Origin of the sequence: Pseudomonas brassicacearum (assembly GCF_003732175.1) — a bacterium.
In the GTDB taxonomy this organism is placed as follows: Bacteria; Pseudomonadota; Gammaproteobacteria; order Pseudomonadales; family Pseudomonadaceae; genus Aquipseudomonas; species Aquipseudomonas brassicacearum_G.
Genome location: NZ_MOBI01000020.1, coordinates 164301 through 188015 on the forward strand (window position 1 = coordinate 164301; position 23715 = coordinate 188015).

General features: G+C 56.7%; 36 protein-coding genes. 13 read left to right on the forward strand and 23 right to left on the reverse strand.

Features of this window, described 5'->3' with window-relative positions; genetic code table 11:
• Positions 1 to 2: 2 nt before the first annotated feature.
• The 5 genes from BK658_RS18510 to BK658_RS18530 are packed head-to-tail and all read right to left on the reverse strand — an operon-like array spanning position 3 to position 4787.
• On the reverse strand, positions 3 to 494 hold the full coding sequence (locus BK658_RS18510) for a DnaT-like ssDNA-binding protein (protein ID WP_123583534.1): 492 nt from the start codon (positions 492 to 494) through the stop codon (positions 3 to 5).
• An 8-nt stretch (positions 495 to 502) separates the two neighbouring features.
• Positions 503 to 1615: a minor capsid protein gene (locus tag BK658_RS18515; protein WP_185019855.1), complete on the reverse strand. Its 1113-nt coding sequence runs from the start codon at positions 1613 to 1615 to the stop codon at positions 503 to 505.
• Positions 1533 to 2993, reverse strand: coding sequence for a DUF4055 domain-containing protein (locus BK658_RS18520; RefSeq protein WP_123583536.1), 1461 nt, complete (start codon positions 2991 to 2993; stop codon positions 1533 to 1535). The genes BK658_RS18515 and BK658_RS18520 overlap by 83 nt, the downstream gene beginning before the upstream one ends.
• Positions 2993 to 4282: a terminase large subunit domain-containing protein gene (locus tag BK658_RS18525; RefSeq protein ID WP_123583537.1), complete on the reverse strand. Its 1290-nt coding sequence runs from the start codon at positions 4280 to 4282 to the stop codon at positions 2993 to 2995. The genes BK658_RS18520 and BK658_RS18525 overlap by 1 nt, the downstream gene beginning before the upstream one ends.
• Positions 4257 to 4787: an HGGxSTG domain-containing protein gene (locus BK658_RS18530; RefSeq protein WP_123583538.1), complete on the reverse strand. Its 531-nt coding sequence runs from the start codon at positions 4785 to 4787 to the stop codon at positions 4257 to 4259. The genes BK658_RS18525 and BK658_RS18530 overlap by 26 nt, the downstream gene beginning before the upstream one ends.
• A 254-nt stretch (positions 4788 to 5041) precedes the next feature.
• Between BK658_RS18530 and BK658_RS18535 the strand changes: the two genes are divergently transcribed.
• Together BK658_RS18535 and BK658_RS18540 are read left to right on the forward strand one after the other, a co-directional pair.
• The gene (locus BK658_RS18535) at positions 5042 to 5479 is read left to right on the forward strand and encodes a hypothetical protein (RefSeq protein ID WP_123583539.1); all 438 of its coding nucleotides are present in this window, start codon (positions 5042 to 5044) and stop codon (positions 5477 to 5479) included.
• 133 nt (positions 5480 to 5612) lie between these two features.
• Positions 5613 to 6053, forward strand: a complete 441-nt coding sequence (locus BK658_RS18540; RefSeq protein ID WP_123583540.1) for a hypothetical protein — start codon at positions 5613 to 5615, stop codon at positions 6051 to 6053.
• 67 nt (positions 6054 to 6120) lie between these two features.
• Here BK658_RS18540 and BK658_RS18545 read toward each other — a convergent pair whose 3' ends face one another.
• From BK658_RS18545 to BK658_RS18600, 13 genes are all read right to left on the reverse strand, one after another.
• A complete protein-coding gene (locus BK658_RS18545; RefSeq protein WP_085747314.1) occupies positions 6121 to 6453 on the reverse strand; it encodes a phage holin, lambda family in 333 nt (110 codons plus the stop codon).
• Between the two features lie 323 nt (positions 6454 to 6776).
• Positions 6777 to 7121, reverse strand: coding sequence for a hypothetical protein (locus tag BK658_RS18550; RefSeq protein WP_123583541.1), 345 nt, complete (start codon positions 7119 to 7121; stop codon positions 6777 to 6779).
• A 207-nt stretch (positions 7122 to 7328) separates the two neighbouring features.
• Positions 7329 to 8006 carry a hypothetical protein gene (locus BK658_RS18555; protein WP_123583542.1) on the reverse strand — a complete coding sequence of 226 codons (678 nt, stop codon included), beginning with the start codon at positions 8004 to 8006 and terminating at the stop codon, positions 7329 to 7331.
• The gene (locus BK658_RS18560) at positions 8003 to 8614 is read right to left on the reverse strand and encodes a recombination protein NinG (RefSeq protein WP_123583543.1); all 612 of its coding nucleotides are present in this window, start codon (positions 8612 to 8614) and stop codon (positions 8003 to 8005) included. The genes BK658_RS18555 and BK658_RS18560 overlap by 4 nt, the downstream gene beginning before the upstream one ends.
• A complete protein-coding gene (locus BK658_RS18565; RefSeq protein WP_123583544.1) occupies positions 8611 to 9081 on the reverse strand; it encodes a hypothetical protein in 471 nt (156 codons plus the stop codon). The genes BK658_RS18560 and BK658_RS18565 overlap by 4 nt, the downstream gene beginning before the upstream one ends.
• A gap of 109 nt (positions 9082 to 9190) precedes the next feature.
• A complete protein-coding gene (locus BK658_RS18570; protein ID WP_123583545.1) occupies positions 9191 to 9679 on the reverse strand; it encodes a hypothetical protein in 489 nt (162 codons plus the stop codon).
• Positions 9679 to 9846, reverse strand: coding sequence for a hypothetical protein (locus BK658_RS30030; protein ID WP_185019856.1), 168 nt, complete (start codon positions 9844 to 9846; stop codon positions 9679 to 9681). Before BK658_RS30030 ends, BK658_RS18570 begins: the two co-directional genes overlap by 1 nt.
• A complete protein-coding gene (locus tag BK658_RS18575; RefSeq protein WP_185019857.1) occupies positions 9846 to 10664 on the reverse strand; it encodes an ATP-binding protein in 819 nt (272 codons plus the stop codon). The genes BK658_RS30030 and BK658_RS18575 overlap by 1 nt, the downstream gene beginning before the upstream one ends.
• Positions 10645 to 11403: a YdaU family protein gene (locus tag BK658_RS18580; protein ID WP_404943188.1), complete on the reverse strand. Its 759-nt coding sequence runs from the start codon at positions 11401 to 11403 to the stop codon at positions 10645 to 10647. The genes BK658_RS18575 and BK658_RS18580 overlap by 20 nt, the downstream gene beginning before the upstream one ends.
• Entirely contained in the window at positions 11400 to 11732 is a 333-nt protein-coding gene (locus tag BK658_RS18585; RefSeq protein WP_123583547.1) for a hypothetical protein, read from the reverse strand. The genes BK658_RS18580 and BK658_RS18585 overlap by 4 nt, the downstream gene beginning before the upstream one ends.
• Complete coding sequence (locus BK658_RS18590; protein WP_123583548.1) at positions 11729 to 12547, reverse strand: phage antirepressor KilAC domain-containing protein; 819 nt, start codon at positions 12545 to 12547, stop codon at positions 11729 to 11731. The genes BK658_RS18585 and BK658_RS18590 overlap by 4 nt, the downstream gene beginning before the upstream one ends.
• 63 nt (positions 12548 to 12610) lie before the next feature.
• Positions 12611 to 13036, reverse strand: a complete 426-nt coding sequence (locus BK658_RS18595) for a phage regulatory CII family protein (RefSeq protein ID WP_123583549.1) — start codon at positions 13034 to 13036, stop codon at positions 12611 to 12613.
• 81 nt (positions 13037 to 13117) lie between these two features.
• Positions 13118 to 13330, reverse strand: coding sequence for a transcriptional regulator (locus BK658_RS18600; RefSeq protein WP_123583550.1), 213 nt, complete (start codon positions 13328 to 13330; stop codon positions 13118 to 13120).
• 88 nt (positions 13331 to 13418) lie between these two features.
• Here BK658_RS18600 and BK658_RS30815 point away from each other — a divergent pair, with 88 nt between their 5' ends.
• The 5 genes from BK658_RS30815 (at position 13419) to BK658_RS18625 (ending at position 16639) form a co-directional block, all read left to right on the forward strand.
• Complete coding sequence (locus BK658_RS30815) at positions 13419 to 13862, forward strand: helix-turn-helix domain-containing protein (protein WP_404943031.1); 444 nt, start codon at positions 13419 to 13421, stop codon at positions 13860 to 13862.
• Positions 13813 to 14679, forward strand: a complete 867-nt coding sequence (locus BK658_RS18610; RefSeq protein ID WP_148049732.1) for a hypothetical protein — start codon at positions 13813 to 13815, stop codon at positions 14677 to 14679. Before BK658_RS30815 ends, BK658_RS18610 begins: the two co-directional genes overlap by 50 nt.
• Before the next feature lie 38 nt (positions 14680 to 14717).
• Positions 14718 to 15545 carry a hypothetical protein gene (locus BK658_RS18615; RefSeq protein ID WP_123583552.1) on the forward strand — a complete coding sequence of 276 codons (828 nt, stop codon included), beginning with the start codon at positions 14718 to 14720 and terminating at the stop codon, positions 15543 to 15545.
• A gap of 434 nt (positions 15546 to 15979) precedes the next feature.
• Positions 15980 to 16183: a hypothetical protein gene (locus tag BK658_RS18620; RefSeq protein ID WP_123583553.1), complete on the forward strand. Its 204-nt coding sequence runs from the start codon at positions 15980 to 15982 to the stop codon at positions 16181 to 16183.
• Between the two features lie 78 nt (positions 16184 to 16261).
• Positions 16262 to 16639 (forward strand): hypothetical protein, encoded by a 378-nt coding sequence (locus BK658_RS18625; protein ID WP_221178613.1) that lies wholly within the window; start codon positions 16262 to 16264, stop codon positions 16637 to 16639.
• Positions 16640 to 16772: 133 nt separating this feature from the next.
• Here BK658_RS18625 and BK658_RS18630 read toward each other — a convergent pair whose 3' ends face one another.
• Together BK658_RS18630 and BK658_RS18635 are read right to left on the reverse strand one after the other, a co-directional pair.
• Entirely contained in the window at positions 16773 to 17291 is a 519-nt protein-coding gene (locus BK658_RS18630) for a DUF1993 domain-containing protein (protein WP_123583555.1), read from the reverse strand.
• 205 nt (positions 17292 to 17496) lie between these two features.
• The gene (locus BK658_RS18635) at positions 17497 to 17856 is read right to left on the reverse strand and encodes a VOC family protein (protein WP_123583556.1); all 360 of its coding nucleotides are present in this window, start codon (positions 17854 to 17856) and stop codon (positions 17497 to 17499) included.
• 93 nt (positions 17857 to 17949) lie between these two features.
• On the opposite strand from BK658_RS18635, the gene BK658_RS18640 reads away from it, so the two are divergent.
• The 5 genes from BK658_RS18640 (at position 17950) to BK658_RS18660 (ending at position 21880) form a co-directional block, all read left to right on the forward strand.
• Complete coding sequence (locus BK658_RS18640; RefSeq protein ID WP_123583557.1) at positions 17950 to 18198, forward strand: hypothetical protein; 249 nt, start codon at positions 17950 to 17952, stop codon at positions 18196 to 18198.
• A gap of 3 nt (positions 18199 to 18201) precedes the next feature.
• On the forward strand, positions 18202 to 18651 hold the full coding sequence (locus BK658_RS18645) for a hypothetical protein (RefSeq protein ID WP_123583558.1): 450 nt from the start codon (positions 18202 to 18204) through the stop codon (positions 18649 to 18651).
• A 323-nt stretch (positions 18652 to 18974) separates the two neighbouring features.
• Positions 18975 to 19865 carry a RecT family recombinase gene (locus BK658_RS18650; protein WP_123583559.1) on the forward strand — a complete coding sequence of 297 codons (891 nt, stop codon included), beginning with the start codon at positions 18975 to 18977 and terminating at the stop codon, positions 19863 to 19865.
• Positions 19862 to 21490 (forward strand): YqaJ viral recombinase family protein, encoded by a 1629-nt coding sequence (locus tag BK658_RS18655; RefSeq protein ID WP_123583560.1) that lies wholly within the window; start codon positions 19862 to 19864, stop codon positions 21488 to 21490. The genes BK658_RS18650 and BK658_RS18655 overlap by 4 nt, the downstream gene beginning before the upstream one ends.
• 81 nt (positions 21491 to 21571) lie before the next feature.
• A complete protein-coding gene (locus tag BK658_RS18660) occupies positions 21572 to 21880 on the forward strand; it encodes a hypothetical protein (protein WP_123583561.1) in 309 nt (102 codons plus the stop codon).
• A gap of 32 nt (positions 21881 to 21912) precedes the next feature.
• On the opposite strand, the gene BK658_RS18665 is transcribed toward BK658_RS18660, so the two are convergent.
• The gene (locus BK658_RS18665) at positions 21913 to 22308 is read right to left on the reverse strand and encodes a hypothetical protein (protein WP_123583562.1); all 396 of its coding nucleotides are present in this window, start codon (positions 22306 to 22308) and stop codon (positions 21913 to 21915) included.
• 95 nt (positions 22309 to 22403) lie between these two features.
• Entirely contained in the window at positions 22404 to 22961 is a 558-nt protein-coding gene (locus BK658_RS18670) for a hypothetical protein (protein ID WP_123583563.1), read from the reverse strand.
• A gap of 101 nt (positions 22962 to 23062) precedes the next feature.
• On the opposite strand from BK658_RS18670, the gene BK658_RS18675 reads away from it, so the two are divergent.
• Complete coding sequence (locus BK658_RS18675; RefSeq protein ID WP_123583564.1) at positions 23063 to 23467, forward strand: hypothetical protein; 405 nt, start codon at positions 23063 to 23065, stop codon at positions 23465 to 23467.
• Positions 23468 to 23478: 11 nt separating this feature from the next.
• Here BK658_RS18675 and BK658_RS18680 read toward each other — a convergent pair whose 3' ends face one another.
• The gene (locus BK658_RS18680; RefSeq protein WP_123583786.1) at positions 23479 to 23664 is read right to left on the reverse strand and encodes a hypothetical protein; all 186 of its coding nucleotides are present in this window, start codon (positions 23662 to 23664) and stop codon (positions 23479 to 23481) included.
• Positions 23665 to 23715 lie beyond the last annotated feature (51 nt).

A 23715-nucleotide genomic window follows, 5' to 3' on the forward strand; every position in this document is an offset into this window, starting at 1 on the left:
TGCTATCCCTTAGCAATTAATAGGAGTCCGCGCATCACCAAGTAATCGGCGAACTGCGTCCTGCTGGGTGCGTACGGCGGCGGACGCATGCGAACCCCAGGAGTGTTGCGATTGAGTCGAGTACGGCGGCCATTCGGCTCGGCGCAGTGTGTCGGCTCTTCGATTTGAAAGCCCTGCTCGGCGGCATAGAGCTCAGCGGCAAGCCGCACCTGACCCCATTCAAGCTCGAACGGAACAAAGGTTTCAGACAGCGTCTGGTACTCGATTTTGCAGTCACGACGTGGCCAGGCCATCGCCTGATCAGGATTGGCTTTACGGCCTTTCCACTGACGACCGTTGATGTCCTCGGCGGCGCGCAGCAGCAAAGCCTTTTGCTCTTCCTCTGTCTCAGGAATGCGAAAGCCGTAGTAGTCCCGGTAGAAGATCAGCTTCTCCAGCGGTACAAAGCTGTTAGCGTCTGGCCTTCCCTGCCCATCTTCAACAATGATCTGCATCGCCAATCTCAACCTGGTTGAGCGCTGAGTGTAACGCCTGCTCGAGCGAACATGTCGGGCTCGACCTCTTTCAACTGAGCCAGGGTCAGCGGCTTGAACTTCTTGTCGAGCTGCAGTTTCGCGAACTTCTCCGGTGTTAGGCCGCCATCGCGGAACAATTTCCCCCGAACCGGCCCGAGAGCATGGTCCTGGAAGCGCGCCGGCTGCGTTGCCAGCCACTCGTAATAGTTCAGGCCTGCATCGACTTGCCCGGCACCGCTGTCGCCGATCGATGCACGCGTAGAGTCTTTCGCGAACAGCTCCGAAAGCTTGGTGGTGGGCACCGTCGTCGACCGGCAATTGATGTGCGCCGGCGGCAGTGGCCCCTTGCCCAAGTCGAAGCGCATGCCATCCAGGCCTTTGCATTGCTGCGAGGTCTTGCGGTCGAGCGTCGACACCCAGCGATAGCCCAGCACGACGTCGCTGTTCGCCTTCAGCGTTTCCATCCGCGCCGTCGTGGCCACATGCTGAATCGCCGTCTGCACGACAGACGCTGCGTTACGGTTGCTCACGGCGAGAATGCCATCGGTGAAGTTCTGCGCCGCGGTACCGCGCACGGCCTGGATGATCTGTGCGTTCGTCTGGCCCTGGCCGAAGCCCAAGCGAATGGTGTTGGTCACCCGCATCGTTTCCGTTCTGGTCCAGCCGATCAGGAAGCTCTTGAGCAACTTGCCGCCGTCGATCCCTTTCACCTGTAACGGGTAGGAGAAGATCGCCGCGCGGATCACTGCATTGGTCGGCACCACAACATCGATCGACATCGCGTGGCTGAGGCTGTTTGCCTCGAAGGTGGACTCGTAAAGGGCGATGTCCACCAGGTCAGCCTGCACCAAATCGCTGAAGGCCTTGTAGATCTCCAGCAGCTTTCCATCCACCCGAGCCAGGAACTGCTCAAGGCGGTCACGGCTGTAGGTAGTCAGCTCTTTGCGAGTCAATTGCTCCCGCACAAGCGCATCGATCTGGCGCAAGTACTTCTCGAACTTCTTGACCTCGCCAGCCTTAAGCCGCTCGACCATCACTGAGTGACGGGTCGTCTGCTCCAGCAGCTGGCTGTCGGCCTGCTCCCTGCTTGCTGTCGGCATTCTCATTGTCCAGGTTGAGGCCAGCTGACTCGCGCTCGTCGCTGATCAGCTCGGCTTCTTCGTCGTAGAGTCGTTCCGGCAGCTTGCCGGTCGTGAGGTACTGCCAGTAGGTGTCGGCGCTGATCGTGCCAGCCATGACGCTCTTCTGAAGTTCGGCCAGCACTTGAGCGTCGACCTGCGGGATCACGAACTCAGGGTTGACCTTGAACTTGATTTGCTTCGAGTCGTAACCCTTCCATTCGGCGGCGTAACGCAGCCCCTGCTCCACCGCCTCAGCCACTGTGATGACGATGCTGTGCAGAGTCGCATGCTGGTCGTTCTGACGCGTCTTGCGCGCCTCACCCGACTCAGTGCCGCCCACATCCATGACCTTGGCGCCAGCTTCAACAGCGGCGTTGCGCTGATCGTCCATGGCCTTGCGGACAGCCTCAATGCCGGCGCCTTGGAACTCCAGATAGCCGCAGGAACCGGTCGGGCCGAGATCCCAGGCAGCAGATGGACCGGTTACGCTCAGCTCAACCTTTTCGTCCAGCCCGGCGACCCATGGCTGTGGGTGGCTGGTCTGGTGCAGAGCAGTGAAGTAGTCGGCGCTCAACTGATAGGACTTCAGTGCAGCCCTGGCCATCGTCAGCAAAGGAACCTCGTCCACATCTGGCGCGTTGTCCGTTGAGCCGCAGTAGATCACCGGCAAGAACTCAAGGCCTCGCACAAGCCGGTTATCTGTGCCGGTCGTGCCCAGCGGCTTCAATTCCTCGATGACCTCGCCGGCTTCACCCAGCACTTCGCTGTGGCATACGTTGCCGATCATCTTGAAGACGCGGTAAACCATCTTGCATTCGTGATCGAACTCGTCCTCTTTGTCATCGCGGAACTCGATGAACACCGCAAGGACCAGATCCTGCCGACCGCCTTGACTGCCAACCTTCCAGTTGATCGCGTTGCGTGTCGCATACGTTGAGAAATACGGTTCGCCGGTTTCATCGATGTTCACCACAAGCGGAACGCGACCATGAGAAATGGCCTGGCGCACCATGCGAAAGAACAGCTGCTTCAGGCCGAAGCCGTCCGACGTGGCGTTGTCTTCCAGCCCTTGCAATCCAGAAGGCAGGTTGATTTCTGGGAGAAGCCGGGATACCAGCCCCATCATGGACCGCAGCGAGTCGCGTACCCAGTGTTCGTACTGGGCTCGGTCGGTGTAGTTCTGGTAGAGGTAGGCATTTCCTGCCCCATCCAGCTTTTCGGCCTCAACCATGCCGCTCGGCTTGGGCAAATTCTTCGGGCTGCGCTTGATAGCGCCTTCACCCTCGAGCGCGTCGTCCATCATTCGCCATTCGGCGATGTGTGCGTCAAAGTCGGGGTTTGTCGATTGCACCGGCATTAAGCCAATCCTCCAATACGGCGGATACCGCCTGTGCGTTTAACGATTGGGTAACGGTTGACGATGAAGTAGCCAAACGCATCGCCCGGGTCTTCTGTCCCGTCCTTGTTCGGCTCGCCCTGATCGTTGTAAGTCTGCTGCTCCAGCACCTGGGTGGTGACTGGGCATATATCGGTGTTGACCTTGCAGCGGCGCAGACCTTCACCATTCAGGAACATGGCATTGACCGCCAGCACCCGGTCGCGGACCAAAGGGTTGGCTGGGTTCACGCGAACCGTAAAGCCCGCCTGCTTGAGAAGGCTGTGATCTGACTCGCTACCGTTGACGCTTTTGCGGTTCTTGCCGCTGGCGTCTGGATACACGGTGATCTGGTGCTTGCCTTCATAGCGGGCCTCGAGCGCCGCAATCATGGCCGGCGTGTCGAATAGGCTTGTGAGTTCATCCAGCAGCAATGGCTCCCCATCGCGAACGACGAAGACTGCAGCGGCCATGCGGTTAATGTTGAAATCCATCCCGATATGCAGTGCCTCACCAGGTCGAATAGTTTCATTCGTGTGGCTCAGCTCGCGATTGAAGTTCGGATACACGCTGCCCGACGTCAGGTTGACGAACAGGCCATCGATATAGGCGTCTACCAGGTTGGCCGGGTACGACTCGCGCAGGGACTTGATGTAGTCCTTCGGCAAGTTCTTGGCGTTCTGCCTGGTGCTGGCATGCACGATCCCGTATAGCGGTCGCTGCGATGGGTTGGCAGCCAGCTCTTTGACGAACTTGCGATAGACCCAGTTGAAGCCCTCCGGCGTCGTCGTAACGTCGATGGTGTTCTGATCGCGGCTCGGCCAGACGGTCGACATCCGCGCAATGATCTTCTTCCAGGCGCTATCGGCCTTCTTGATCGGCATGCAGTCGATTTCGTCGACCAGAGCGTGAGCAATGTTGAAGCCCACAATTCTGTGTGGGTGCTCCATGCTCTTGCAGACAATCGTCGACAGACACCGACCCTTGTTGTCACGCAGGTACACGCGCTTCTTGCTCGCTACGATATCGGCGATCAGGCCGAACGCCTCAGCGACCACCGGCATGGTGTCGTAGAAGATGTCGGCGATCTGCGGATAGGTCGGGGCGAAGTAACCCTGAGGAATCCCAGGGTGCTCCAGTGCGTTGATGCACATCCGAACGCAGCCAACGAACGTCTTGCCGCTTCGATAACCACCTACGAACGCTGAGAACTTCTTGGGGTGCTTGATGAACTCGAACTGCGGCTTATTCAGCTTCAGGGTCGCTTGCATCTTCCACCCCGATGATTACTTGTTTCGGCTCAGGCAAGCCCTGGTTCGGATCTTCCAGATCGCGGCGTAGCTTCTCGTTCGTGAGCCTGCGGGTCTCAAGGTCTTCCTTGGTTCGCTCCAGGCTCTCAACACGAGCAGTGAGGCGGTCGATCAATCCTGAGTAGTCGCGCACCTTGCTGGTGGTCGTCTTCTCGCCGTCCTCGATCTTCTCGGAGTCAATTTCCAGCTCGTTGCCGAACTTGTTTTCCCTGGCCAATGCACGCATCAGGCGAACACGAGTCAGGCGCAATTCGTCATCGACACGCCCCAGCTCAATACTGGCGAGCATGTCGTTCTCTTCATCGGTCAGGAACTGGCTGTAGATCGAGCCAGGCTTCGCGGCATTCTTGCTGCCCTTGGGCGGACCAGAACTCTTGCCGCCGTGTAATTTGCAGCGCGAGGAACCCGGAACAGCGTGTCGCTTGCATGGTTCCCCTGAGCGCGTTTTAGCGCCGCATAGGGCCATGGGCTAATCTCATTCATGGGGTTAATTTCGCAGAACGATCATTCAGCGTCGCTCGAACGTCATTCGCTGGTCATTTGATAGCTGTCAGGCGCGATTAGGCCCGGACCGAACTGGGCAGCAATCCCGCCCGGTAGGCGCGTTCGATTGCCTCCCAGTCGGGTTGCTTGGTTGTCATGGGGCTTCTCTAAAACTTGAAATAGTGGCTGATTGCCGGTATTCAGTGCGCCCAAATCAATGAAAGGACGCATGGAACAATGCCGATTAAGAAAAAGCTTCACTTACTAGCCTCCATGATTGCGGTCGCAACCTTGGCAGGCTGTGTCACTCCCCCGACCTGGACCAATAGAGGGCCAATTGAGCTGGCAACCGAAAAAGGCAGAATCGCTTGTTACACCGATGCGAACATCATCGATGGCGAGAGAATGGAAGGGACTCTCTGTGCCACAGCTGAGTCTGGATTCTTTGGAGGTGGCGAGCCTGAAATCTACTTTGGCCCATGGAACCGAAAATTCATCAAGGAGCCTGTGAGCAAGACCACTGTTGGCATTACGCAGGATTACCAAGGCAAGAAAGTCTTCTTGCAGTGTGAGCCCGTTTTGGGTTCCGACAAAAAGGTCGAAATCGAACGTAAATGCAAGGTCACAATCAATGATCAGTTGCTGGTAAGTGCGAACGTCACCTATAGCAAATAGGTGGCTATCCACCAGTGCCGCATGCACCTGCGGCACACCTATCCGACCTGGGCGCAGTTAAGCGCAAATGCGATTCTCAAGTTTCGCAAGATCAAATACATTGCCCGCCCTACCAGCCAAAGGACAATGGCCATTGAATACTTTCCTGAAAATCGTTGGCGTACTCGTTACAGCCGGTCTCACCGCCGCCTGCCAAAGTGGCCCTCCACCAGCACCCAAAGCTGAGGTTCCAACACAAACTGTCGTGCTCGATAAATGGCTTCAGGTTCGATTCTGTACCGATGGAAGCAACACTATCGACGGGAAGCTCATTCAGGGTAGGTTGTGCTCCCAAACGCAGAAGTACGAACTTGCCGGAGGGCCAGTGATCAAGTTAGCCGGTCAACTGGGCTCTATAGGCTCTCTCTCGCCACAAGAAGCAATCAAGGGCTTTTCCGCTACGGATGGCGGCATCACGTACACGCTTAAATGCGAGCTGCTGCCTAAGCAAAGCGCTGATGCTGGAGAGTCCTATCGTTGTGCATACGATGCCAATAACCTCCCCTTGGTCAGAGTAGATATTACCTACCCCTAACATATCCGTAGTGAATCCTCACTGCATCTCGCGACACAATTTGCTGATTCGCAAAACGTGTCGCGGATTACTCGGCTTTGCGGCTTGGCAGCTTGAAGTCAGTCACCCGGTCCGCAATGTTGCGGATCTTCTCCACACCCAGGAAGCCAACCCAACCGCCAGCGAAGGTGGCCATGCTCTGGGGCAGGCCGAAGAAATCCAGCCCGCTGATGATGGTCAGGGTCAAGCCGCCACAGATGGCTCCCTCCACCAGCATCTGGCGCCGTGTACCGCCACCGTAGGTGATGCGCAGGACTGCCATAGCGCAAGACAGCGCAGCCGCATAGAGGATTGGCGAATGCTGGCTCAACCACGCAAGCGCAATCGCCCAGGTGTCTGGTTTGTCTGGCATGTTTGGCATCTCGGTTCCTCCCCGTCAGGGAGTTAGGAATATGGCAGGCCATGACCTGCAGATTTGAATCAGCCCCAACAGCACTCCCAGCTCAGAGCGATGGGTGTGGTGGAGCCGAAAACGAAAAAGCCCGGCGCAGCGGCCGGGCTCAATAATTGGTAGAAATCGTTAAGGGATTGGATGTTCGGTTTTCACAGAGTCTGTGGCATCCACGTCCGCCGTTTCCTCGTCGAGAGGTGCTTCGTGACACAGGCCAGCAAGTGCCGAACGCTGACGAACGGCAGATACAAAACGCCCGGCACTTGGCCGGGCTTCAACATTCCGCGGAGCACTTACCACCTTTTCTCCCGAAGCATTAGCCAGCCAATAAATGCAGCACCGGCTCCGAACAAAACCCCAAAAAGGTCAGCTTTGAAAAGAGAGGCCTCGGAAGCCTTATCACGACTTTCCATCAGCGACGCCCAATCCCTCATATCCGGAGGGAAAACTACGTTCCATCCATGGGGAGCAATTATCAGTACGGCCAGTAGTAACGCAAGCACACCGTAGACCCAGTTTCTTTCCGAATAGACATCGATCCGCACCACGAATATTGCTATCCCAGTCAGCAATAGGGCCATAAATCCTGTCGAAAAGAACTGCGAAACGAGCGATGAAGCAGTGTTGAGAAAATTCATAGGTGCCCTCCGAGATAAATTCCCCTGGCACGCTATCAAATTGGATCCAATCAGATCAAGCACGTTGGGAGCATGTCACCAAATCCAGCTCAAACAGCAGGCAATAAAAAACCCGGCGCAGTGGCCGGGTTCAGATATTCATGTGCGTGTTGCGTAAATTGCGCACTATGGGAAAATTACCGTGAAATACTCGACATGTCAATATGTTTATGCCGCACTTTCTTCATTTTCCGAGTGAATAACCTGCCAAACTGGCTGTTGAGCATCTAGATCCACTTCCTTGATCACCTCTTTCAGTGAATCCCACACCCCTTTCCAGTCCCGAGCCCACTGAGTGATCTCAATCACCACGCCATAGAAGGCCTTCATCTCCTCAGAGATGCGAACCGGGCCCCACTCTGCTGCTCGACTCACCTCACCCTTGTATGACCGTAAAGCCATAGTGATCAGGCATTCAGCCTTGATCTTCTTGGCATCGGACAGGCCAGAGAAATCAGCCCTTGCCGAAATCAGCTTCTCGGCATTCATGACATGCAGCATCGTCATACATGGGTGATACAGGAAATGCCCGAGCTGCTGCACCTGGAATGGCAGTGTTTCAATCGCGCGCTGGATCTTCCCCATCGTGACCAGATGCGCGGCCCGAGCGGTGGACCGGCCAATTGGCTTGCGACGCGTCTCACTGATGCTGATCCGCTGGCGGGTGGCCAGAATGCGCTCTTCCTTGTCATCCCCCATCGCAGCGAACACCACCTCATGCTGGCGGGCTCTGGTCTTCTTCAGTGTTGCCGCCGACTGTGCGGAGTCGATGGCCGCTGCGGTGATCGAGGCGTTCGATTCGTGTTGAGAGTCAGTCCATGCCTGACGTGCTCCGATTAGCTTCATGCTGCTGCCCTCTTCAGTTCTTTGATTTTTTCCCGGTAATCCGCCTTCATGGCCTTCAGGTCTTCGATGGTGTAGCGCTTCGGGTCGTGCGGTCCTTCGAGCCAGTCCACCTTGTCGGCGCCGATGCGCTTCACCAGCTCAATTCGGTAATTCACGATGTCGCCGGACTTGTGGTTGTTGCACGGCGCGCACTGCTTGTGGACGTTGAGGGGGTCGAAGCGCAGCTCCGGGTTCGCTCCTACAGTCCGGTAGTGCCCGGCGTGCCACTGGCCTTGGTGATGCCGGCCGCAGCTCACGCACGGCAGCGCGGTGTCACGCAGGCGAATCCACTCGTTGAACACGACCTGTGTTTCGCGCAAGCGATCCGCCCTGCTCTTCAGCTTCTCCTTGCGGACCTTGATCTCGCGGCGCTCGACATTCGCCAGGGCTTTACGCGTGGTTGCCCGGCCCTTCTCTGACCTCCCGTGAGCGATGGCGCACTCGATCTCCCCGCATACGGCTTGCGAGTCGCGTGCAGGCGTAAACATCACTCGGCATGACGGGCAGCGCTTTCTGCGGTTGCCGCCCGAAGTGAGTGGAGTTTTGCGTTGTAGTGGAGTGCGCTTCATGCGGCCTCCTTGCTGAGCAGGTCGGTGAACACAACACCCTGCCCGGTGAAGAAAGCGGCGATGCGGTCGGTGTAGGCCACGCCCTGGGCGCGGTTGAACAGACTGGTAACGGGGAAACCGTCAGGGCCAAACAGCTTGCATCCACCCATCATGGCCAGCTTCTCCTCATAGGGCAGATGGCGCATGACCCGATACCAAGCCGCCTGGAACTCCGAATCCTCGTTCAGCAGGATCTGCACACCAAAGTGCAGCTTGCAGTAGCGCCGGGCGTCGGCCGCATCACCGATCTGAGTCATCTCAGCGATGCGCTTGTACATCCCAAACCACAGCGAGTTCTGATCAAGCGTGCGGTCCTTGCCAGGGCGCAGGGAAACCACGACGAACTTCTTGTCCCGGTACATGGTGGTCAGGCTGGTGATGGCTTCGGTGAGCTTGGCCTGGCTGTTGACGGAGATTTTGTCGGTCATGCCGAATACCTCCCCAGCACGAAGGCGGCTACTGCGATCATCACCAACGTGACAACTCCGTAAATCAGTGCGCGCTTGGCAGCTTTGGCAATTTCGTTCCCTAATCCGCTCATGGCTGCTCTCCCTTGCCCATGGCAGCGCCACTCAGCTCTCCAATCACTTCGCAGGCAATTGCGAATGCCGAATCGCCCAGGCGGGTGGCGCGCATGATTCGTGTCATGCCATCGAGCAGCGCCCCGTTCTCAAACTTGAGTTTCTTGTTCTCCGCGATACTCAGGAAGCAGGCGGTGTCGGCGATCTGTAGGTCGGCCTTGAGCTGATCGCGCTCGGTCCGTGCCGTCTTGTCACCCATGCGCCGACCTTCGTCATAGCCGGACTGCCAGCTATTGGCGTCGGACTGGAGCGTTGACACCTGCTGCATCAGAGCCTCGTTCTCGGCGATCAGGGTCAGAATGGCTTCTGGAAGCGTCGCATTTTGGTAAGCGTCGTCTGCGGCGGCCCAATTCGTAGCGAGAGCGTCATTACACTCATCGGCGATATACGCCTCGTTCGCAGAAATCAAACCCTCAGCCAGCCGTTTCAACTCGGTGATATCCATCAGTGCCTCTCCTCAATGCGGCAGACCAGAGACTTACCTTCGAGCTCGGCATGGATTTTTCTGGCTTCGTCACGCTGGTTAAAGGCCAGCATGGCAATTGCAAACATGATCCAGAACAAGCAGAACATCAGCGTTGTTAAACTCTTCCGCCCAATATCGATGCCCATCAACCCCCCTCCTTTCCACGCTGCGATTCCCAGTTGAACAAGATCAGCTTCCCGCCGTTCTCACGCAGGCGATCGACGACGCGATCCCCCATGTAGGCCGGCAGGTCATCCCGGCTACGGTTCGAAATCACGATCGTCGGCTTCATGGCTTCGTACCGGGAGTTGATCAGCTCGAACATCACCGTCCGCTCGAACTCCGTGGCGTTCTGCACGCCCACCTCGTCGAGAATCAGCAGGTCCGGCGCCGCAAAAAGCTGGTAGGCCTGTACCTCGTTGTGCGCGGTGTCGCGGTCGAACGATGCTTTGACGTGGCGAATCACGGCGCCGGCGGTGACATAGAGCGCAGTCAGGCCGAACTCACGCATGACGTGGTTGCCAATGGCTGCGGCCAAGTGGGTCTTACCGGTGCCGACATTACCCAGAAGCATCAGGCTACGACCGCGCTGGGCGTGCGACGGGAAGCTCTCGGCGTATTCTGTGCAGATGGCCAGTGCACTCTTTTGTCCGAGGCTGCCGGCGCGGTAGTTGGCAAAGCTGCGATCAGCGAAGCGTGGCGGAATACAGGAACGACCAACCCGGGATTCGATGGCGCGACGCGCGTTCTCGCTAGTCAACGCTTCCTGCTCGACACGATCAGCCTCAGCACGCTTTTCATCGGCGCAGCGCTGGCAGCCTGACCACACCGCCGAGCGAGCCTTGCCCAGGCCGGTCAGGAAGTCGGTGAATTCTCCGTGCGCTGGGCACTGGCGCTTCTGCGACTCAAGGATCTGGCCGAACACGCCGATCACGCTCACGATGTTAGATGCGATACGAGCCATCGGCATTCACCTCGAGGTTGGCAGCGTGGTCGATCTGGTCCAGTTCGGTGTGACGAGACTTGCTCGGGAACGGGTGCACGTTGCTGACGACCTTGACCTCGTCTTCCCAGCGCTTGCCGTTGAGCCAAGTGGTTGGCAGCGGGACGTATTTGCCACTGTCCTTGAGCCAGTCAGCGGAAACAACCTGCATAGACAGGCCTTTGACGATCAGGGCGAACAAGTCTTCAGTGACCTTCAGCCTCGTCCAAGCCTTCTGCGCCTTGGCCTTGTCCTGCTTGCGTGGGTACAGCGCCCAGAACTTTGGAAACAGGTCATCCGTCGTCGCTTGCGACGTATGCTCTTGATCTATTGGTTCTTGGTTAATGGTTAGTGGTTCTTGGTTAGGTGCCGGTTCGTTCACGCTTGGTGCACGCTTCGTGCGCTTGGCTGCTTCACGATTTGCGGCTATCTCTTTGTTTTTCAGGGATATGGCGTGATAAGCGTCGATCTCATCCTGAATACGGAGCTGCACGTAACGACCATCAATGAGATCAAAGAACTTGCGCAAAACAAGCTCAACTGCGTCGATTTCTTCCTTGTTTCTGGCCCAGCACCAGTCGATTGCTTCCTCCATCGTGGGGAAGCGTTCACGGTCGTAGCACGCGTCGAGCAAGAGCGTGTACGCACCGTGCTCAAGCATGGTCAGGCGGCCGGCTTTCTTGTGGTAGTCGCCAATGTTTCGCTTGAAGTAATGCATCATGCGACCCCCTGGGTGCATTCAGTGGCGTCGTAACGCTCGACAGCACGAACAGCCAGCTTGAGCTTGCGCTTGGCTGTGTTGGCGGCTTGGCGGGCGTTGCAACGGGCGATGTAGAGGTGGCGAGTCGCTTCGATGACCGGAAGGAATTCTTCCACTTCCGGATTGATCGGGCGGTTGTCGTGGAACGGGCGGCCGTTCTCTTCGAAGAAGTCGTAATAGCCTTGGTCGAGGGCGCGATGCGCTTCAGCGGAGTTGTCCATTGCGATCTGGTGTGCCAGTGCGCGATCGGCAACGCGGAGTATGAGCTGGAGACGTTTGGTGGTAATCACAGCGCACCTCCGAGCAGATCAGCATCGCGACGCGCCCACAGAGCCTGGAGCTTCGTCAGGCCTTTGCCGGTCACCCGAGGGGTGGACACGGTGGTCTTGCCATTCTCGGGGTGCTCAAAGGTGCTGAGCTTCGCGGTCAGGTAGCCGGATTCAATCGGGCTCTGCATCGGTTCGTTCTTGCGGATGGTGACCCAGCGGCGTTGGCGCAGGAATGCCATCAGGCGGTTCTGGCCGGTGCCGATCAGCTTGGCCGCTTCGGCCACCGAATAGGTTTCGTGCGTGACAGTCACTGCGTCGAAAAAGGCTGTCTTCGGTGCGTCGGCGGCGACCTTCTGCTCGAGCATCAGGTTTTCATGGGAAAGCTCGGTGTTGTCCGCTTCCAGGGCGACGACCTTGGTCACGTTCTGGGTGAGTAATGCCAGCAAGGTGCGCGGATCGTTGAGCGCAGCCGCGTAATCGAAGACTGGCTTTGCGCTCCGCTCTTCCAGTTCCTGCCAACGGTCAACCAGTGTCGCAGTGAATTCCGGACTGAGCTGAGCGACGACAACGATCGAATCACGCTTGCCCTTATCGCCCGAGAAAACATACTCAGCCGAAGGCCGCCCTCCGGTAGGCTTTTCCACCATTGGTGGGATTTGGATTACGCCCTTCTCTGCCAGGCGCTCAATGGTGCGCTTGACGCTGTCATGCCGAGCGCCGACCAGATCGGTGATCTCTTGCGAAGACATCGTGACGGAGCGCGACACGTTTTGCGAATCATGAAAACGTGTCGCGACATGGTTGGGAGTATTGCTTGAAATGAGCTGGCTCTGCATAATCGGCCTCACAAAGTGTTATCGAATCAGCCGACCTCTCCGTCGGCTTTTTTGTGTCTGAAATCACGCAGCCTTCACGGACTGCTTGAACACTTCCAGGCTGACGATCACTTCTTCAGCCTCCTTGAGCAGGCTTGTTTTCTCGACCGAGCAGACGCGCCCATCAGCCTGTGCGTCGAACGCGAGTCGGGTAACGTCAGCAAGATCTGCATGCAGCCGCAGAAGCGCGGCGTTGAGATCGATGCCTTCTGGCTTTTCCTTTGGAACCAGGTCGAAACCAAATGCCTCCGCCCATGCTTTGAGCGGCCGGAAGTCCTGAGTGAACTTCATGATCCGATGCAACTCTTCCACGTTCATGCGATGGGTGTCGTAGTCCGGATTAGCCTTCTGGGAAAGAAGCGTCCGTGACTTGAAGTCCGCGCCCTCGGCAATTTTCTTGGTGCCGTGGTCATCAACCACGTCATAGATCGCCTTCATCAATTCCTGCATGTAACACCTCGAAATTCTTTACGTGGCGCCCTGCTGATGCAGGGGTGATCATTTGCTCAATGGGTCGGCGGACAGGGATTGTTACGCGGCGGACTGGGCGCTCTTCTGGCACATGCACAGCTCACGAGCGGTAACTTTTCCACCGGTCAACTCTTCTGCCTTGAAGGCCTTTTCGGCCCGCATTGGATGAATTCCGGCAACCCAGTACGAAACTGCGGCTTGTGAAACGTTGAGTGCTAAAGCGGTTTTGGTTTGGCCGCCGAAAAAGTCGACGAGCCTTTCGATAGGGGTCATATGAGAGCCCTCCTGATAAGCCTGCTTATATCGTATGAAGAAGGAGGCTTATTTGCAAGCGCATAAGCGAACTTATAGATTTGCAATCATGACTACGCTCGCCGAACGCATAAAAGATGCCCGCCGACACGCAAAATTGACCCAGCGCGCATTGGCGCTGAAGGTTGGCGTTGAGCAGCCTGTAATTTCTCAGCTCGAGACGGGAAAAAATCTACAGAGCGCCCATTTATCGAAAATTGCCCACGTATGCGGTGTTAATTCGATATGGCTTTCCGACGAAATCGGGCCTATGACAGGCAGCGAAGAAGATGTGCGCGAGCCAGACGTTAGTCCGGACGACCAAGAGAGCGCTTTTGACTCTATCGCGTTTAAGGCTCTCCAAAACCTTAAAGGCATCGTTACTCCGCGAAGCCTGGCGGCTATCGAGAGAATTGAAAAAGCCGCTATCGCCGGACGGCTAAAAGAGACGGACCTAGTATTACTTGAAGGGATTGCTGCCCGCTTTGAAGAACTCAACAAAGACCAGCCTTGAGCCCATTGGCCATGCCGATGTTACGACCATCCTTGGCCGTATTGGCGAGGGCGGTGACGGCGAGACATACAAGGCCGAATTACTGAGCGACTCCGGTGAGACTGTCACTGGCTACGTTAAGCTGAGCCTTGACCCTCGAAGAATTATTGCTGAATTGACTACCGCTCAAGTTGGGCGGGCACTGGGCATGAAAATCCCGAGACCCTTTGTGGTTTTGCTCGATACAGCAGACTTGGAGGGATTCGAATCTTCATTCTCTGGTCGCGGGGTTATGGTTTGCTTTGCAAGCCAACAAGCCGGAACCCGCAGTTATAGCCTTGAGCGCGCGATGCGTAATCCAACGCATGCCTTTGCTAAGGCTGTACATAGTCAATTTGACCTTGATGGAACAATTGCGCTTGACGAGTTCGTAGCCAATGATGATCGCCATCAAGGCAACATTATCTATGCTCCTGGCAAGCAAGAATTCTGGCTGATCGACCACGGAAGATCGCTTACTGGGACGTACTGGGACATGTGGGGTCTGGACGATCCTGCAATTGAGGTGCGAAACCTTTTGGTAGACCATAGCGTCGCCGATTGGGACGAAGCAGTACGAAATAGGATTCTCAAAAAGGCCCATGGGCTAGTCAACAAATGTGCGTCACTTTGCCTGGATGAGCTTGACCAGGACGGCTATTTCGCCAAAATTGACCCAGCCACGGATAGGCAGGACATCATCAATTTCCTGCGCGAACGAATTCATCACACGGTGCCACTGCTATGCAATCGTCTCCAGTTGGGCCATCTGTCTTTGACGCAGCCGAAACTTTCCTAAAAGGCCGATCATCACGGAATCTGGTCAGTGCTCGCTGGATGGCGATCCAATTAGAGCCCATTACTTTTTCCGGTGAGCGGATCACTTCGGGGGTTGCGATAGTTCCTGATGACGGCTCCGCCCCAAGAGTCATTGGCACGCTATCCGCTGAGCCTCTCGAAAAGGTTTTTGGGCGATACGGAAAGGATTTATTTAATCTTGCAGGCAGCGTAAATGCTGAGCTGCAAGCTTATTTATCCACTGGCGGACAGCTGAAACACTGGAGCCCTGACATGGATGGGGTCTACGCGGGGAGGATAACACCGACGAAAAACACGTCGCTTGCCGCCATTATGCAGTCAGCGCTTACTCACTCTTCGATATTCAGCGCTAAAGCAAATGACTCTTCTCCAGGAATGGAACCCGGCGACCGTTCGCTAACTCGTTTCCAAGAAAAAATTAAACAGATTGTGCTTGCCTCTAGGGAAGGTATGAACATCCGCTTCAACCCTAAAGTGGCTCTGTACGGAGGTAGAGCTAAGGTGCCTATTTCCTACGTGGGAACGCACCTAGCGATCAACTTGACCTCCCTAGATGTAGCGGTGACTTCGTGCTCCCAGCAGCGCGATGCGGCCCATCGCCGTATAAACCAGCTGCTAGCGCTCCGCGAGATCGATATTGGCCACAACAAGGATCACTTGATGCTTGGCCTGTGGATACCTGATCGCGAGCTAAGTCCTCACCAGGAAGATATTTTCGGAGCCTATTCAACAGAACTTGAGTTCGCCTCCAACCGCGCTGGAGTTGAATACGTATTGGCAGATGGCGGTGTAGACCAAACAGAGGCGGCCATGCCGTTTGCTAAACGCATCCTAGAAGACGCTTAGCGCGCCCTACCCCGCTCGAATGAAAGCCCGCACAAAGCGGGTTTTTTTTCGCCCACCAAAAATAATATAAGCACACTTATTGACGCCATTGATAAGCTCGCTTATATTTCCTCCATCGCAGCAACACACAGCCACTGCGAAGGGCCTCACAGTCCGCCGTTCTTTAGCGACACACCTTGCCGGATCACCACCGGCCCAGATTCAAAGGCAGCGATGAACCGGCCTCAACGGTTCAGAGGGTTGGCAACTGACCCGGGCGTGCAGCGTAAAACGCCAAGAACAGTTATCCAGCGGGAGAACAAGCCGAAAGGCCCGTGGCTGGAAGAACAACTTGAGATAGGCCAGTGACCGACGCCAGTAGCGGGTCACGGCGGAAAGTTTCACTGATGCACCTGGTGACGGGTGCATTGGGAAAACAACCGGGAGGAAGCTAGATGTTGACGAAAGACGATATTCCCCGCCTGCGCGCCGAAGCCAGGCAGTTTCGCGATTACGCAAAGCATTCGAGAGCGGAAGCTGCGAAGTGCAAGAAAAACGGTGACTGGTTGGGCAAGTTGAAAGCCGATACCCGCGCCACTGAACACGTTCGAGTCGCCCAAGATCGGGGCGAAGCAATCAAAGCACTGAAAGCGGCATGACGATTTCACTGGCTGGTCTTGGCGACAGGGCCAGACGGGAAATCAACCTAGGGTAGATCGATGACACCTGAGCAGAAAGTGAAATTCCTGATCCTGGCGCTCGATGCGCGCTGGCAAAAAAAGGAAGCCCCGAACTACGCCGCGATGACCGGTGTCGATGCGGATACAGGTTATGCCGCACTGGTAGAAGCCGGTGAGCACTGGGATTGCCGAAACGAGACTCGCTGCGGCGACGTTGAAACGGATATCCCGTGCGACGGTGGTCGCCACTACGAAGCCAAGTCGGTCGCTGCTCAGCTACCAGACGGCACATGGATCGGCTGGACGCATTACTACGGTGGCGGCAAACACGCTGAACCGGATGCCATCGAATGGATGAGTGAGGCCTACGAACTGGATTGCGTCGAGGAAGAGAAGGTCGCGACGATTCGAACCTTCACCAAACAAGCTGCCTGAATCAACCAGCGCCACGTCAGCCTGACGAAAACTTGATGCTGCAAACCCAGGCCATCACCAATAGCGGGCCTGGGTGCTTTATAGGGCTTCCAGCGGCCCGCTCAGGTACCTGATAGTACTCAGTGGTGCATTTTTACTGTCTCAGGTGGGAGAACATGTGCTGTACGTAATCGGCTTTCCCGAGGGGCACGCCGTTATGGCGCAGGATGTTATATGCCGTGATTAGGTGAAAGTAGAACTGTGGCGTGACCCAGTTCACCGCGTATTCACTACCGGTCATATCGAAAGCTATGTCATTTGGTAACTCAATCGCGATTTGGCGCTCTGCGCCTTTATCTATCTGGGCGCGATCCGCCGAGGCAAGAACTGCCAGAGTAGCCTCGATCAGCGCTTTCGCCGCAGCAAAGTTTTCGGGAGGATCGAGCGATTGCAATGGCTGTTGTGTAAGCCGCTGAACAGCCTCCTGTGCCTGAGTACAAGCATACTGAACTTGCCGGCTTAGATCGTGCATATCCGGTGCAATCCGCGCTTCAAGTAGAGCTTTCGGATCGTAGCCGCGCTCACGAGCGTAAGCCTCGCCCTTAGACAAAATAGATGATAAGGATCGCAGCATCTGGGCGAAACAGGGGATGGTAATTGCATAGACCGACATGGCTTTTCCCTAAGTAGTAATTCAATGCGGGCGCAATCGATTTAACTTTCTCGGTCTCGCCTGGCGTCCTGAATCCTAGCAGATCGCTGTACTTCATCCGCTAACAGCAATTTCCTCTTATCCGACACCACCCGCATGCACTCCCCTCCGCGCCCAACGGCAACCAGCGGAATAGATGAGTGCAGCCGAGTGGTTTTGAATCAGATCACGACCTGAAAGCGCGACTGGAGATGCTGACGTTATTTTGGTCCGGATCTTTGGCATTGGAAAAGCTGTATCCCTCGGCCTCATGTGTAGCCCCGAAATTCAGCCCCATTGCTGCGGCGGCATCTTTGAAAGCCTGAACATCACCCACATCGAAAACGAGCTTGATGCAAGCTTGACCGGTCTTAACGCTTTTAGCTGCCTTGTGCAGAAGTAGCTTGACACCGCCTGCCGGCGAGCTCAGCTCCGTGATGCCATTGAGTTCCGGCAATGCGGAAAACCCAAAATGCCGAGTGTAGAAATCAGATGTTTTCGCGACATCCTTCGCATAAATGATCACCGCATTGATTGCTGGCTTCATATCACCCTCCCTGGTTGGTCACTCAATTCAACCGACGATATTAGACGTAAATCCTCACTACATCACCCCCCCCTCACCACTCTGGAAGCAACCATGCACCCAGCCATTCAGCTCGCAAACGATGTTCGCAAGGCACTGCGTCAACGCTCACATATAGCGATCGCCGACTTCTACGAGTTGATCGGCCAACCGGTGCCCGGCGCACCGCCGCGCTTCGTTGTGAGGCTGGCGGGTAAAGCTTTCTTCCATGTGGTGGACAGTCGCACCGACAAGGTCCGGGGCTTTCGCCGCGATCACAATGAAGCGTGCGCCCTGGCACGCCAGCTTGAACAAAAGGAGTAGGTCATGCTGAATTTCCTCGAAACACCGGAAGGGCCTGACTGGCTCCACGATGCAATCAACAAGCTTATCTGCGGCGAGAACGTCACTGCGCCGCGAGCGAACGGCAAGTCAGTTGCCTTGGTCACGCCGCAGTCATTGTGGGAAGCGCTGGCTGAGCACTTGGGCGCCCAGGAGCATATCGCTCCGCTACTGACCGACAACCGCGAGTATCCGATTGAGCACCTGCTGTGCGAGATCATCGCCGACGGTCGCCGGGTTCATCGCAAGGCATACGACTTGGCGATTGAAGCGCTGGGCCAGCCGAAGAACGAGCAGCACCCCACGGCATTGCACGATATCGCCGAGGCACTGATTCGGCCATGGGCCAACGAGTATGGCCGGGCACGCGCCGATGAGCTTGTCGCCGACCGAGCTGCCGATCGCGCTGAACAATTGAGGGAGGATGCAGCATGAGCGGCCACGGTGCACATCTACGCGGTCAAAACTTGGCCAAGCGCTGCGCGAAGCTTCGGCGTGAAGGCCTACCACTGACTGAGGTCGCTCAGATCGCCGGTGTCACTCGTGAGCAGGTCGCCGCCAAGATCAAGCTGGGCGAGCGCCTTCTATCTCTCGTTGAGTCTGCATGACGACCTGCCACCTCATCTGGCGCAGCGTCGCAACCTCCCTTCACGGCTGGTCCGGCTGGCTGGCACTGATAGCCCTGGCCGATCTGATCGCACCGAAGTAACTCGAATCCAATTTCACAGCGCCCCGCAAGGATGGCGCGGGAGACACTCATGTCTGCTCAAGGCGTGGCGCCAGTGGCGCACGAACAAACTCTGCACGTTCTTCCTCATGCCGCGACCAGCACCAGCGCTCTGGTGCTCGACGGCGACAGCCTCGACAAGATGATGCGCCTGGCCGATGTCATGGCCACCGGCCGCGCCACAGTGCCCAAGCACTTCAACGGCAACTCGGCTGACTGTCTCGCCGTGGTGATGCAGTCGATGCAATGGAAGATGAACCCGTTTGCGGTCGCCCAGAAAACGCACCTGGTGAATGGCGTGCTCGGCTACGAGGCCCAGTTGGTCAACGCAGTGATCACCACCTGCGCGCCGGTTCTGGATCGACTGCACTACGAGTGGTACGGCGCCTGGGAAAAGGTGATCGGCAAGTTCGACATCAAGACCAATGGCGAGGGCAAGCAGTACCGCCAGCCAGGTTGGAAGCTGGAGGATGAGGAAGGTCTTGGCGTAAAGGTCTGGGCTACGTTTCGCGGTGAAGAAGAGCCCCGTGTACTTGAGCTACTACTGGCTCAGGCCCGCACCCGCAACAGCACGCTCTGGGCGGACGATCCTCGCCAGCAGTTGGCCTATCTCGCCACCAAGCGCTGGTCCCGCCTCTATTGCCCCGACGTGATCCTTGGCGTGTACAGCCCGGACGAACTCGAGGAAACAGCACCGATCATCCGCGACGTTTCGCCAGCGAAAGCCCAGGGCACCGCCGAGCTTCCGCCCTACCCCGAAGAAAAGCTCACTGAGAACCTACCGAAATGGCAGATCGCGGTTGACGCCGGCAAGTCATCCCCTGACCACCTGATCGCAACCGTCAGCAGCAAATTCACCCTGAGTGAGGAGCAGATCGAAAAGATCAACGCCCTCGCACCGATTGAAGGAGAGCAAGAATGAAAATCCATAACGTCGCTCAGGGTTCCGAAGCCTGGCACGCGCTCCGTGCCAACTACTTCACTGCCTCCGAGGCACCGGCGATGATGGGCGCTTCGAAGCAGATGAAGCGCACCGAACTGCTCCACGCCAAGAAGACCGGACTCGACCGCGACGTGTCGTGGTGGGTGCAGAAATACCTGTTCGACAAGGGCCATGAAGCTGAAGCCATGGCGCGGCCAATCTTGGAAGTGAGGATCGGCGAAGACCTGTTCCCCGTTGTCGGTACCGAGGGTGACCTGCTCGCCTCGCTCGACGGCTGCACCATGCTCGGCGAAACACTGTTCGAGCACAAAATGTGGAACGAGCAGCTCGCCGCCGACGTGCTGGCCGGCACGCTGGACCCGCACTACTACTGGCAGCTTGAGCAGCAACTGCTGGTGAGCGGTGCGGAGAAAGTGATCTTCGTTTGCTCCGATGGCACTGAAGACAATTTCGTGTCGATGGAATACACGCCCGTACCGGGTCGCGCCGCAACACTCGTTGCCGGATGGAAGCAGTTCCAGGCCGACCTGCTCGACTTCACACCGGTCGAGGCTCTTCCTGAGGCCGTTGGCAAGACACCTGAAAGCTTGCCGGCGCTGCGTATCGAAGTCACCGGCATGGTCACCGCCAGCAACCTGGAGCAGTTCAAGGCGCACTCACTGGCAGTCTTCGCGGCGATCAACACCGAATTGGAAACCGACCAGCACTTCGCCGATGCCGAGAAGACGGTCAAGTGGTGCGGTGATGTCGAAGAGCGCTTGGCAGCCGCCAAACAGCACGCACTGAGCCAGACAGAAAGCATCGACGCCCTCTTCCGTACCATCGACGAGATCAGCGCCGAAGCACGCACCAAGCGCCTGATGCTCGACAAGCTGGTAAAGGCTCGCAAGGTCAGCATCCGCGAAGACATCGTCATGGGTGCGGTCAAAGCACTGCAAGCCCACATCGATCAGATCAACACGTCGCTGGGCGGCAAGGCTCGTATGCCTGCGGTACCGGCAGACTTCGCCGGCGCCATCAAAGGCAAGAAGAGCATCAGCAGTCTGCGCGATGCCGCCGACTCAGAGCTGGCCCGGGCGAAGATCGCTGCCAGCCAGATCGGCGACAGCATCCGCGCCAACCTGGCCAGCCTGGTCGAGCTCGCTGCCGATTACGTGTTCCTGTTCAACGACGTCCAGCAGCTGGTGCTTAAGGCCAATGACGACCTGGTTGCGCTGATCAAGGTGCGGATCTCGGAGCATCAGAAAGCCGAGACCACCAAGGAAGAGGCTCAGCGTGAGCGGATTCGTAAGGAGGGGCTGCAGCGAATTGCAGATGAGGCAAAACACGTAATCGAACCAGCACCTGCACAACCAGCACCAACGCCCTCCCCGATGAAAGCCGCTCCAGCAGTTGCCGCAATTGCGAAGCCCGCAGCGACAGCCAAACCGGTGACCTACCGAGTGGAAGTCACGGATCTGGAAGCCCTGGTGCACGCCGTAGCCGGCGGCCTCGCGCCACTCAGCGTGCTGACCGTGAAATGGGAAGCGCTCGACGCTCTGGTTGCGCATCAAGGCTCGCTCTTCAGCATGGCCGGCGTAACCCTGGTGAACGCCGCGGCATGAGCAAGATCAAGCGAGTAGTAAATCAACGACGCCGGCAGTCCTGGCTGGACCTGCCGGCCAGTGGAATCGAAGAGGTAGGCCATGGCCAAGAGCAATGCAGAACTGCAGAAGGACAAGCGCGCCAAGGAGAAGGCCTTGCTCGAACGGATCGGCGCCGAGAAGCGATCGCTGATTGTTTCGAAAGCGCTCGATGACGCCCTTCAGATCCTCGGCGAGCGCCACGGCTTCGAAGAGTGGCAGGAGACGGTGTCGACGTTCATCATCAATCTGGCCGCAGCGCCGGCAGACGAGTCGGCACGCTTCGCAAGCATGTCGCGACCTGAAATCGTAATTTCTGAAAGTTGGTCGCGACGGCTTGAGCGATTTTCGGAGACCTGCGTCGATATCTGAACCGACCCTCTTCGACGACAGCGGTTTATGGCTCAGTATGGATAGTCAATTCCATCAAGCCATTCAGCCAAGTTCTTCTTTCCAAAAAAGTGAGGGTGATCAGGTTTGTATTCAGCTGCCTGCTTTCCTGGCAGTGGGCCATTACCGAAGCCCGTTGCCGGGTTGTAGCCAGCCGAAGAATTTGTATCGATCGTGAATCGCTCCAAAGAAACCCCGGCGTGTTTGCGGAGGTATGCTCTGAACGCCATTAAAGCTGGCACCACATGGTTCAACCAATCTTCTACAGGCTGGTCGGCAGTTCCGAGCTTCGGATAGCGATATGCCGTTCCGCCAAGATTCTCCCAGCCGAATCGCTCAAACATTGCCTTCAGCCGGGAGTGATCGTTCTCGTTGTATTTGGTCAAATCAAAAGTAATTACGACAGACACGGCAACTCCCTCTAATTAAGCCGGCCTCATGCCGGTCACCCGTAATAACCCAACCCAAACCAAATTGCCACCATCGGTCACGGCAAGCACAAGTACTATGGCCTCATTATTTCTTCAGTCGTGGGTCGTGGCGCACCTGTCGAAGCTGCAACCTCGCAAGCCAATACGGCGATAGCGAGGTGGTCTTTGATATCAGAAAGCATTACAGCCCATCTTTTATGATGAGTCTCGCGCAACGCGACATTACTCCAGGAGTGATGGGCAAGCATTGCGGTGGCGTCGGAGGAAAAACTCTGGATAAGCCCCAATGCTCTTGCTGCCCTCTTGGCGGCATGACTTTTCAAATGAAGTAGAGGGTACAAATCGTCAATGGAAATGGCTCCAGCCAATACATCAAGCTCTTGTATAGCTCTGAGAATATTCATGTGCCCATCAGCGGGCTCTACATCATTGAAACAAAACCAGGCAAATAGGTAGGACGCTTTTCTTTCCAGTACCGTGATTGGACTCAGCATTTTTGCCGCAACCAATTCTGAACGGTCCTTGTCCGCCCTCCGGGTTACCCAAGCTGCATGACCAGAAACTCCTAAGGCCACGACCACTGCGGTCATCGTTCCAATAGCGGACAGCATGTCCCACGGCGAATCGGCCATCTGAATCTCCTCGTTCCGACTCCATGCCGGCCCGAACACAAATACCCCACTTCAACGAATCACGCCAGCCAGCGAGGCAGGCGCCTGAGTGGAGACATACCATGAGCTACAACTTCGCATACGTCCGGCAGCACTATCAGGTGCCCGCCGAAATCGGGCGCCGTGTCATCGCCTACGGTAAGCCCGGCATCATCTTGGCCGACCGCGGCCACTACATCGGCGTGGTGCTGGACGAAGACTCGAAGAAGCGGATCAGCAACTACCACCCAACCCATGAAGTGCAATACGGCGAAATGGCCGAGACCCTGCCGCTCAAGGAGTGGAAAGTCATCCCTCCATGGGTCGATTGGTTCGATGTTGAGCATTACATTGGCGACGCCCGCCACTGGGTGAAGACAGTCTGGGCAGCCACGCGCAGTCAAGCCAAGTACAAGGCTTACGAAGACCTGCAAGACAACTGCTATAGCTCGAAGGCCATGTGCTACTTCAAAGCCAGGCGCGCCTGACCCGCCCTCACCTATTGCGCTGAATTGTCTGTAAATAGGTCAATCGCCTGCCTGTAGGTAGCAAGCTCAATTATCTGCCGCAAGCAAATAACGACCTCAAGCTTCTGCTTGTCGTCGGGAATTCCTATTCGCTTCAGCATCGCTCGGGCGTCTTCCTCGATCGCCGCGAGTGCATCAATATCACTTTGCAATCTCATGTCGGCCTCCAGCCAAGCTGAGTTCGACATAAACAAATACTCCAACTTTTT